At 65.9% G+C, this 9,827-nt stretch carries 9 protein-coding genes and 3 pseudogenes; 7 read left to right on the top strand and 5 right to left on the bottom strand.

The window, feature by feature from the left end; all coding sequences use genetic code 11:
* Window positions 1-118 (top strand): helix-turn-helix domain-containing protein (locus tag Q427_RS31035; protein WP_155833468.1); only part of this gene is annotated, 118 nt, incomplete at its 5' end.
* Window positions 119-120: 2 nt separating this feature from the next.
* Complete coding sequence (locus Q427_RS06210) at window positions 121-1,050, top strand: carbohydrate kinase family protein (RefSeq protein ID WP_043512030.1); 930 nt, start codon at window positions 121-123, stop codon at window positions 1,048-1,050.
* 46 nt (window positions 1,051-1,096) lie between these two features.
* Here the strand turns inward: Q427_RS06210 and Q427_RS06205 are convergent.
* From Q427_RS06205 to Q427_RS36055, 5 genes and pseudogenes are all read right to left on the bottom strand, one after another.
* A pseudogene (locus Q427_RS06205) lies at window positions 1,097-2,013 on the bottom strand (aldose epimerase family protein).
* Between the two features lie 13 nt (window positions 2,014-2,026).
* Window positions 2,027-2,994 (bottom strand): annotated as a pseudogene (glk, locus tag Q427_RS06200) (glucokinase).
* The gene (gene edd / locus Q427_RS06195; RefSeq protein WP_043512026.1) at window positions 2,991-4,880 is read right to left on the bottom strand and encodes a phosphogluconate dehydratase; all 1,890 of its coding nucleotides are present in this window, start codon (window positions 4,878-4,880) and stop codon (window positions 2,991-2,993) included. Before edd ends, glk begins: the two are co-directional and overlap by 4 nt.
* Before the next feature lie 117 nt (window positions 4,881-4,997).
* Window positions 4,998-6,242, bottom strand: coding sequence for an aldehyde dehydrogenase family protein (locus Q427_RS06190; RefSeq protein WP_331280556.1), 1,245 nt, complete (start codon window positions 6,240-6,242; stop codon window positions 4,998-5,000).
* On the bottom strand, window positions 6,197-6,391 hold the full coding sequence (locus Q427_RS36055; RefSeq protein WP_331280557.1) for a hypothetical protein: 195 nt from the start codon (window positions 6,389-6,391) through the stop codon (window positions 6,197-6,199). Before Q427_RS36055 ends, Q427_RS06190 begins: the two co-directional genes overlap by 46 nt.
* A gap of 119 nt (window positions 6,392-6,510) precedes the next feature.
* Here Q427_RS36055 and Q427_RS06185 point away from each other — a divergent pair.
* From Q427_RS06185 to truD, 5 genes and pseudogenes are all read left to right on the top strand, one after another.
* Window positions 6,511-7,643 (top strand): annotated as a pseudogene (locus tag Q427_RS06185) (GNAT family N-acetyltransferase).
* A 59-nt stretch (window positions 7,644-7,702) separates the two neighbouring features.
* Window positions 7,703-8,059: a cell division protein FtsB gene (gene ftsB, locus Q427_RS06180; RefSeq protein ID WP_043512023.1), complete on the top strand. Its 357-nt coding sequence runs from the start codon at window positions 7,703-7,705 to the stop codon at window positions 8,057-8,059.
* A complete protein-coding gene (gene ispD, locus Q427_RS06175; protein WP_043512022.1) occupies window positions 8,052-8,789 on the top strand; it encodes a 2-C-methyl-D-erythritol 4-phosphate cytidylyltransferase in 738 nt (245 codons plus the stop codon). Before ftsB ends, ispD begins: the two co-directional genes overlap by 8 nt.
* Window positions 8,790-9,299 (top strand): 2-C-methyl-D-erythritol 2,4-cyclodiphosphate synthase, encoded by a 510-nt coding sequence (gene ispF / locus Q427_RS06170; RefSeq protein WP_043512020.1) that lies wholly within the window; start codon window positions 8,790-8,792, stop codon window positions 9,297-9,299.
* Window positions 9,296-9,827 (top strand): tRNA pseudouridine(13) synthase TruD (truD, locus tag Q427_RS06165; RefSeq protein ID WP_043512017.1); only part of this gene is annotated, 532 nt, incomplete at its 3' end. The genes ispF and truD, both read left to right, overlap by 4 nt.

The raw sequence follows: 9,827 nt of genomic DNA, 5'->3' as shown, positions 1-9,827 counted from the left end.
CGAGTGTGGGTTCAATAATATTTCCAACTTTAACCGCAGATTTCTCAAAGAGAAAGGCATGACGCCGACCGAGTATCGTCAGTCTGCCTGGCGGCAACTGTTTGAGCAGGAGAATTGATAGTGATTTTATGTAATGGAGAGGCGCTCATCGACATGCTGCCGCGCCAAACAGCTGCAGATGAATCGGCTTTCGCGCCTCACTCAGGCGGTGCGGTTTTCAATACCTCCATCGCCCTGAGCCGGCTGGGTGTGAAGGCTGGTATCTGGTGTGGGCTGTCAGACGATCTGTTCGGTCAACAGCTGCAGCAGGACCTGCAGCGATCAGGCGTGGATTTCAGCTTGGCCCCCATTGCCAGTCGACCCACCACCCTTGCCTTTATCTCGCTCCGCAAGGGTCAGGCACAGTACGCTTTTTATGATGAAAACACCGCGGCTAGAATGGTTACGGAACAAGATCTTCCGACTCTGGGTGATATCGAGATCGAGGCCTTGTTCTTCGGCGGTATCAGTCTCGTATCCGAACCCTGCGGAAGTGTGCTCGAATCCTTTCTGCTGCGTGAGTCTTCTAGCCGGGTAATCATGCTGGATCCCAACATTCGCCAGGGCTTCATTAAGGGCGAAGCCGCCTATCGAACTCGACTTGATACCATGATGTCGCACAGCGACATCGTGAAGCTATCTGATGAAGATGCGGCCTGGTTATTCGGGGAAGCAGAACCCGAAATTCACGCCGCTCGAATGCTGGACATGGGCATTCAACTCGCCATCATTACTGAAGGAGCCAAGGGTGCCACCGCCTTTAGCCATCACCATACGGTTTCGGTTCCTGCCCCCAAGGTCTCCGTGGTAGATACAGTGGGCGCAGGCGACTCCTTCAATGCCGGAATACTTGAAGCCTTGAAAAAGCAGGGTGTTCTGAAAAAGCCAGAGCTAAGTAAACTGGGAGTAGATCAGTTGGAAGCCATACTATCCAGAGCCGTCGAAGTAGCAGCAGTTACCGTCAGTCGGGCTGGCGCCAACTCGCCTTGGCTGGAAGAACTTGCCAAATAAGGCTCTCGGACTGACAGGAGAGCATGTCGACGGGTGATCACAGGGGTCATGAAACGATCTCCAGGCTCAGCGTGGTTCCCAGCAGATGCTGGCGCCAGGCACCAGCCATACCGGGTCGAGGCGGGTATTGGCCGATTCGACGCAGAGGAAGTGGCGTGCGGCATTGGCCGAGGTGTCATCGGGCGGGGTCGCGCCCGGATGCCAGACTACGACGGAATCGCTGCCCTGGCGGGCGACACGCAAGCGGCGGGTGCCATCGTCGAGTACTACCTCAGCGTTGCTGTGATAGATGCGGTCGAGCCCGCCGCGAACCGCCAGCTCGCCCTGCTGGTCACGCTCTGAGAAGCCGGCCATCTTGTCCAGGTAGCGGGCCCCGGCGAGCCCCTCCAGCCGGCAGGCGAAGCCGTCGGCCACGGCAAGATAGCTATGCAGGGCGCCGCTCAGCTTGATCGGGGTCTCTCCCCGGTGCTCGGTGATCAGTTCCACGTGGAGACGGCGGGCATTGGCCTGTATGACGGCCCGGGGGGCCAGTTGGGTGTGCAGGGGCTCGATGGGGGAGAGGTGCAGCTCGATGCCCTCCTCGTGCTCATCCACGGCATCCAGCCGCCAGTCGGCCTTGCGTGCCGGGCCATGAAAGGGCCCCGAGCGATCCGGCGATTCGTCGGCGGCGCGCTCGTCGGCGAACCAGGGCCAGCAGAGCGGAATGCCGCCGCGAATGGCCCCCGGCAGCGGCTGCGGCGTCGGCGTCACCCACAACCAGCCGCCGGCCACCATGCCTTCGGGAGCCTCAATGGCGGTAGCTGCTGTGGTGGTCGGAGAAAAATGCAGTACTTGGGCGCCCTGCAGGCATACGGCAAGCTCGCCCCAAGGTTCGCGAGCGAGCCATACCTGGCGGCCGGCCCATTCGGCCAAGCGCTGGCCATCGGTCTCGTCGAGCAGTGTCCTCAGGCTCTCGGGAATCATTCGGCTTCCTCCATTACGCCACTTCTTCGTTGTGCAGTGCCTCGGCGGCGCCCAGCAGCCCCGGCCAGGGTGCGGTGACCACATGGACCGGAATCGCGCCGGTGTAGCCGCTCATCCGCCCCTTGGCGTTGAAGGCGTCGCGAAAGCCGCTCTGTGGCAGCCAGTCGAGCAGCCTTGGCAGGATGCCGCCGCAGAGATAGACCCCGCCGCGGCGCCCATGACCAGGGCGGCATCGCCACTGACGTCACCGAGGATCTTCAGAAAACGCAGTAGCGTATCACGGGCGATACCATCCCCGTGGGAGGCCGCCTCGGTCACCTCGGCGGGGGTGGTGTGGCGTGGCGGCGCGCCCTTCAGCGAGCAGTGGGCCAGATAGAGGTCGAGGAGACCCTGGCCACAGAGGATGCGCTCCACCGAGACTCGCCCGTAGCGATTGCGAAAATGGCGCAGCAGATTCTGTTCGCGTTCGTCGGTCGGGGCGAAGGTGAAGTGGCCGCCCTCGGTGGGCAGCGGTATCCAGGCGCGGCGTCCCGGAAAGATGCCGGCCACGCCCAGGCCGGTGCCGGGGCCGATCACCAGTCGAACGGTGTGTTCACGGGGCTCTCCCGGCTGGACCTCCGCCAGATCCTCTGGACCCAGATGGGGCACGCCCAGCGCCTGGGCAGTGAAGTCATTGATCACCTTCAGTCGGGTCAGCCCCAGCGCCGCCTGGGCTTCGCGACGCGAAAAGGTCCAGTGATTGTTGGTCATGCGCACCCGGTCGCCATCGATGGGGCAGGCGAAGGCGAGGCAGGCCTCTTCCGGTGCCTCGGCCCCGTTCTTCCCGACCTTCGCCAGATAGTCGCGCACGGCTTCCACCACGCCGGGGTAGTCGGCGCAGGGCAGGGTCTGGATGTCATGGGGTTCAAAGGCGCCCGGTGTCACCAGCGCGAAGCGTGCATTAGTGCCACCGATGTCACCGATCAGCGCCGGTCGTGTCATTGATCCTCCTGCTCAATCGTTTCGAGTTCGCGTGAGAGTACCTCCTCTTCGAAGCCACCGAACACGCCGGCGCCCTCTTCGGCTTTCGCCGCCAGGTGGCGAAAGCCGCCGAACAGCTCGCGGCCCATGCCGAAATGGCTATGTTCGAGGTTGATGTCGACGAAGGGGCGCGCGTTGAACTCCGCGGCATCGACCAGCACGCGCAGCTCGCCGGTGTCGGCGTCAAGACGCACCACGTCGCCGTCGCGGAGCTTGGCCAGTGGACCCCGATCGACCGCCTCAGGGGTCACATGGATGGCAGCCGGCACCTTGCCGGAAGCGCCCGACATGCGGCCATCGGTGACCAGCGCGACCCGGTAGCCGCGATCCTGGAGCACGCCCAGGAAGGGGGTGAGCTTGTGCAGCTCGGGCATGCCGTTGGCCTTGGGGCCCTGGAAGCGAACCACCACCACCACGTCGCGGTCGAGTGCCCCCGACTCGAACGCCGCCTTCACCTGATTCTGGTCGTCGAACAGCTTGACCGGCGCCTCGATGATGCGGTGCTCCTGCTTGACCGCCGAGATCTTGATCACACCGCGGCCGAGGTTGCCGTCGAGTACGGTGAGTCCGCCGGTGGGGGAGAAGGGGTCTGCCACTGGACGCAGCACATCCCGGTCGTGGCTCTCCACGGGGCCTTCACGCCATACCAGCTTGCCTTCTTCGAGAAAGGGCTCCTGGGTGTAGGCGTGCAGGTCGGTGCCGAACACCGTGGGAATGTCACCGTGGATGAGGCCGGCAGCGAGCAGTTCTCGAATCAGCAGGCTCATGCCGCCCGCGGCCTGGAAGTGGTTCACGTCGGCCTGGCCGTTGGGATAGATGCGGGTCATGCTGGGCACCACCGCCGAGAGCTCGGTGAAGTCGTCCCAGTTGATGGTGATGCCCGCCGCGCCGGCCATGGCCACCAGGTGCAGGGTGTGGTTGGTGGAGCCCCCCGAGGCGAGCAGGCCGACCATGGCATTGACGATGGCGCGTTCGTCGATCTGGCGGTAGAACGGCCGGTAGTCGCCGCTCTGCTCGGTGTTGCGAATCGCCTGTTCGGTGGCGTAGCGGGTCAGGGCGTCACGCAGCGGCGTGCCGGGATTGACGAAGGAGGCACCGGGCAGGTGCAGGCCCATTATCTCCATCATCAACTGGTTGGAGTTGGCGGTGCCGTAGAAGGTACAGGTGCCGGGACTGTGGTAGGACTGGGACTCGGCCTCCAGCAGCTCGTCGCGACCCACCTTGCCTTCGGCATAGAGTTGCCGGATGCGCGCCTTCTCGTTGTTGGGCAGGCCGCTGGTCATGGGGCCGCCGGGCACGAACATCGCCGGCAAGTGGCCGAAGCGGGCCGCACCGATGAACAGGCCCGGTACGATCTTGTCGCAGATGCCCAGATAGAGCACGGCGTCGAACATGTTGTGGGAAAGCGCCACGGCGGTGGCCATGGCGATCACGTCGCGGGAGAACAGCGACAGCTCCATGCCCGGCTGCCCCTGGGTCACGCCGTCGCACATCGCCGGCACACCGCCGGCAAACTGCGCCGTGGAGCCCATCCCGCGTGCCGCTTCCTTGATGGCGGCGGGGTAGTCCTCGAAGGGCCGGTGGGCGGACAGCATGTCGTTATAGGACGAAACGATGCCAAGGTTGGCGCTGTTCGTCAGCTTCAGCCGGTCCTTGTCGGTGGCGACATCGCAGCCGGCGAAGCCGTGGGCCAGGTTGCCGCAGGAGAGTTCGCCACGGTGCACGCCCTGGCTGTGCTGGGCTGCCATGTGGGCTTCGTAGAGCTTGCGCCGATCGCGAGAGCGCTCGCGGATGCGCTCGGTAACCTGATGGACGGTTGGGTGGAGAGCTGCGGTAGGGCGAGCCATGGGGGTACCTCGCGTCGTTGTGTGATGATTGCGGTAAGTTTACAAATTATCTCGCACTTTACCCCGTCATGATACGTCTCTTTCGGCTGCTATGTAGTTTTATTACGTATATTTTGTTCAGAGCCCCATCAGTCGGTAGAGCCAGCGTCGATAGGGCGGGTTGAGCAGCCGCACACTGCTGCGCTTCGCCTGAAGGAAGACGCTGCGCTGATGGCTGAAGCGCAGGAAGCCGGCCTCTCCCTGGTAGCTACCCATACCGCTACCCCCCACGCCGCCGAACGGCAGGGCGGGCACGGCGTTATGCCAGAGCGTATCGTTGAACACGACACCGCCGGAGTGTGACTCTTCGAGGATGTGCTTGCGCTGCTTGGGGTCGTTGGTAAAGGCGTAGAGCGCCAGCGGTCGAGGCCGTTCGTGAACGAAGGCCAGGGCGTTCGGTATATCGCTGATGCCAATGATGGGTAACCAGGGGCCGAAGATCTCCTCACGCATGATCGCCAGCTCGCCGTGGGGATCGATCACCAGTGTCGGCGGCAGCTTGGCGCCTCGGCTGAGTTCCATCGTCTCGCCCAGCGGGATCACCCTGCAGCCGTGATCCCGCGCTTCCTCCAGCATGGCGTCGAGTCTCTCGCGGTGCGATTCGCCAATGATGGCGCTGAAGTCGTCACCGGCAGCTCCTCTGGGATGAAAGCGCTTCACCACTCGGGTGAGGGCTGCCACGAAGGCGGCCAGATGCGGTTCATGAACCAGCACATAGTCCGGGGCGAGGCGGGTCTGGCCCGCATTCAACCACTTGCCGAATGCGATGCGCTCGGCGGCCTGCTCCAGGTCCGCATCGGCGCCGATGATCACCGGGGTCTTGCCACCCAGCTCCAGCGTGACCGGAGTGAGATTGGCGGCCGCGGCCAGGGCGACTTCCCGTCCGGCTTGGGCATCGCCGGTGAACAGCAGGTGGTCGAAGGGCAGGGTGGCGAAGGCCCGCCCCGTGTCGGCGTCGCCGGTGATGACGCGGAGTTCCTGCGGGGAAAAATAGTGTTCGGCCAGCCGAGCCAACAGGGCGCTGGTCGTCGGCGACCTTTCGCTGGGCTTGATCATGACGCGATTGCCTGCCGCCAGGGCATCCACTGCGGGCAGCAGTGCCAGGCTCCACGGGGAGTGGCTGGGGGCGATGATGCCCACCGTGCCCAGGGGCTGTCGATAGATACGCGCACGGGCCGGCCACAGTCGCAAGGGCACGGGGGCTCGACCGGGGCGCATCCAGCGCTTGAGGTGACGGCGAGCATGGCGAACGGCCTGGAGCACTTGGGCAATGTCCGTCAGGCGAGTCTCGGCCTCGGGTCGATAGCCGAAGTCCTGTCGAATCGCCTTGATGATGTCCTGACGATGTGCCGGGTCATGTCGCCCAGTCGTCTCAGGCGGTCGCGGCGCACGGCGAGGGACGGGTAGCGCTCGGCATCGAAGGCCTGGCGCTGCGCGTCGAGGTGCGCCGACAGCTGGCTGGCGTCGGCCATTCGCGTCTCCCTGAGTGAGGGTGATGGAAGGAGCGGGTGGGTCTGGGCACAATGTAGGCGGTTTGCCGGTCGCTTGTCAGCCGGCGGTATCGGTCATCACCGAAAAAATCAGGAGTCGCATGTCCGAGCTCGTCCTGAAAACGCTCCCCGCCATCGAGGCAGTGGCAGCCGATGCGTGGAACGCCCTGGTCGGCCACGATCACCCCTTCCTGCGCCATGAGTTCCTCCATGCCCTGGAGGCGAGCGGTGCGGTAGGGGCGGCCACGGGCTGGGAGCCGCGCCACCTGACGCTGTGGCAGGGCGAGGCACTGGTCGGGATCATGCCGCATTACCACAAGCACCACTCCTACGGCGAGTACGTCTTCGACTGGAACTGGGCCGATGCCTGGGAGCGCGCCGGGGGGCGCTACTATCCCAAGGGGCTGACGGCGATTCCCTTCACGCCGGCGCCGGGCCCGCGGCTGGCGCTGGCGGCAGGGGTCGACCCGCTGGCTGCAAGGACCTGCTCGCCGGCACCTGGGAGGGTGGCCCGCTGTCGAGCTGGCACCTGCTGTTTGCCGAGAGAGAGGAGGTGGACGGCTGGCTTGAGGCCAGGCCGGCGCTGGTGGTCCGCCATGGCGTCCAGTTCCAGTGGCAGGACCGGGGCTACGGTGACTTTGCCGGCTTTCTGGCGGCCATGACCTCGAAGCGACGCAAGGCGATCCGCCGCGAGCGCCGCCTTGTCGGCGAGCAGGGGCTGACACTCCACCGCCTGGAGGGCGAGGCGATCGGAGAGGCCGATCTGGCGCACTTCTACCGCTGCTACGAGATCACCTACCTGGAGCGCGGCCGCCACGGGTACCTGAGCCTCGACTTCTTCCAGCGGTTGCACCGTACGCTGCCCGGAGCCCTGCTGCTGGTTCAGGCGCGCCTGGAAGGAATGCCGGTGGCTGCTGCGCTTTGCCTGCAGGGCAGCCGGACGCTCTACGGGCGCTACTGGGGCAGCGAAGTGGTGGCGGACTCGCTGCACTTCGAGGCCTGCTACTACCAGGGTATCGAGCACTGTCTCGCCCGGGGCCTGACCCGCTTCGATCCCGGCACCCAGGGCGAGCACAAGCTGAGCCGCGGCTTTGCGCCGCATCGGTTGCGGTCGCTGCACTACCTGGCCGATCCGGGGCTGCGTGCCGCCGTGGCGCGTTTCTGTGCCGAGGAGCAGCGCCATGTGGCGGCCTATCGTCGGATCGCGGAGCAGGCCCTGCCGTTCAGGGCGTGAGCCGACGCGGTGAAGGTGGCATAATGGCGACCGTTTCGAATCAGTGAGGAAGGACCCCCATGCTCAGGTGGCTCGCCATCGCCCTGCTAGTGCTGCTGGCGCTGCTGCAATACCGGCTGTGGTTCGGCGACAGCGGGGTGCAGGAGTTGCGCGAGATCCGCGAGCGGGTCGCCGTGCTGGATGCCGACAACAAGCCGCTGCGCGATCGCAATGCGCGCCTCGGCGCCGAAGTCGTCGACCTCAAGACCGGGCTGGACGCCATCGAGGAGCGCGCCCGCAGCGATATCGGCATGGTGAGGACCGACGAGCACTTCTACTGGGTCCCGGGTGTGGTGATCGAAGGCAGCCTGCTGGAGGCGAATGCCGGGCTGGTGCGCCAGCCGTCCTCGTCTGGCGGAGTGGCTGCCGATGAGTGAGACGCTCTGGCTGGTGGTGCCTGCCGCCGGGCAGGGGCGGCGGATGGGCGCGCAGCGGCCCAAGCAGTACCTCCCCCTGGCTGGCCGGCCGGTCATGGCTCATACCCTGTCGCGGCTGCATCAGGCCTTCCCCGCGGCGCGGCTGTGCCTCTGCCTCGACCCGGACGACGCCCTGTTCGATCCGGCCTGGGTGCCCTTCGTCCACTGGCAGCGGGTCGACGGCGGTGCCGAGCGGGCCGACTCCGTGGGTCACGCCCTGGCGGCGCTGGCTGGCAGGGCAGGGGACGAGGAGATGGTGCTGGTGCACGACGTGGCCAGGCCCTGTGTCTCCGTCGATGATCTGGCACGACTGTACGAGGTACTGCGCCACGATGCCGTGGGTGGCCTGCTGGCCGCCCCGGTGGCCGATACCATGAAGCGCGACGATGGGGCAGGGCGAGTGGCAGCCACCGAGTCGCGCCAGGGGCTGTGGCATGCCATGACCCCCCAGGGCTTTCGCTATGGCCTGCTGTGCAGGGCCCTGGCGACCGCCCAACGGCATGGCCTGGCCGTGACCGACGAGTCCTCCGCCGTGGAGGCGCTGGGCCTGGCGCCACGCCTGGTGGCCGGTCGGCGGGACAATATCAAGATCACCCATCCGGAAGACCTGGGGCTGGCGGCACGGATTCTTTCGGCCCAGCGTGCCGAGGGTCCGGGCAACACCACCGCGACTGGCAGGGAGAAGCGCTAGATGGTCAGAATCGGTCATGGATTCGATGTGCACCGCTTCGGTGAAGGCGACCACCTGATGATCGGCGGCGTCGCCATTCCGTTCGGGCAGGGCTTCGTTGCCCACTCCGATGGCGACGTGTTGCTGCACGCCGTCTGCGACGCCCTGCTGGGCGCCTGCGCTCTGGGTGATATCGGGCGTCACTTTCCTGATACCGATGAGGCCTGGGCGGGCGCCGACAGCCGCGCTTTGCTGCGACACGTGCACGGACTGGTCCATGCTGCCGGCTACCGGGTCGGCAACGTGGATGCCACGGTGATCGCCCAGGCGCCCAGGCTGGCGCCGCACATCGGCGGCATGGTGGCGAATATTGCCTCCAACCTCGCCCTCGCGCCGAGTGCGGTCAACGTCAAGGCGACCACCACGGAGCGGCTGGGATTCACCGGGCGTGGCGAGGGCATCGCCGCCGAGGCGGTAGTGCTGCTGCTGGCCCGTGATGACAGTGCGGCGACAACGGGAATCTCACGATGACCCAGGCGGTGCCTTCCGTCCAATGGCCCCGGGTGCTGGATGCCCATTTCGGTCCGCCTCCGTCCGGTGACTATCGCGCCACTCCGGAGGATTTCCTGGTCGAGGAGATCCTCGACTTCGCCCCGGAGGGGCAGGGGGAGCACCTCTGGCTCTGGATCGAGAAGCGGGGGCTTACCACCCTGGAGGTGGTGCGCCACCTGGCTCGCGCCTGTGACGTGACGCAGCGTGCCGTGGGGTACTCCGGCATGAAGGATCGCATCGCCGTGACCCGGCAATGGCTGTCGGTGCATCTGCCGGGCCGTGAGGGCCCCGGTGATCTGGCCGAGCGCCTGGCAAGCCACGGCGTGCAGGTGCTCGAGCAGGTGCGCCATCCCCGCAAGCTCAAGCGTGGCGTCCACCGCGGTAACCGCTTCTCCCTGGTCATTACCGGGGCCGCGGTGCAAGCGCCTGGACTGGAGGCGCGCTGGGAGTGGCTGTGCCGGCATGGCGTGCCCAACGGCTTCGGCCCGCAGCGCTTCGGCCCGGAGG

The organism is Halomonas sp. BC04 (genome assembly GCF_000568385.1).
Note: the sequence above shows the minus strand (reverse complement) of the source record. Positions and strands in the feature narration are given on the sequence as shown.

Bases quoted from the DNA above. Each gene is read 5' to 3' on its own strand.
- edd (WP_043512026.1), bottom strand. From the start codon at position 4,880: ATGGCTCGCCCTACCGCAGCTCTCCACCCAACCGTCCATCAGGTTACC.
- ispF (WP_043512020.1), top strand. From the start codon at position 8,790: ATGGTCAGAATCGGTCATGGATTCGATGTGCACCGCTTCGGTGAAGGC.
- Q427_RS36055 (WP_331280557.1), bottom strand. From the start codon at position 6,391: ATGGCCGACGCCAGCCAGCTGTCGGCGCACCTCGACGCGCAGCGCCAG.
- ftsB (WP_043512023.1), top strand. From the start codon at position 7,703: ATGCTCAGGTGGCTCGCCATCGCCCTGCTAGTGCTGCTGGCGCTGCTG.
- ispD (WP_043512022.1), top strand. From the start codon at position 8,052: ATGAGTGAGACGCTCTGGCTGGTGGTGCCTGCCGCCGGGCAGGGGCGG.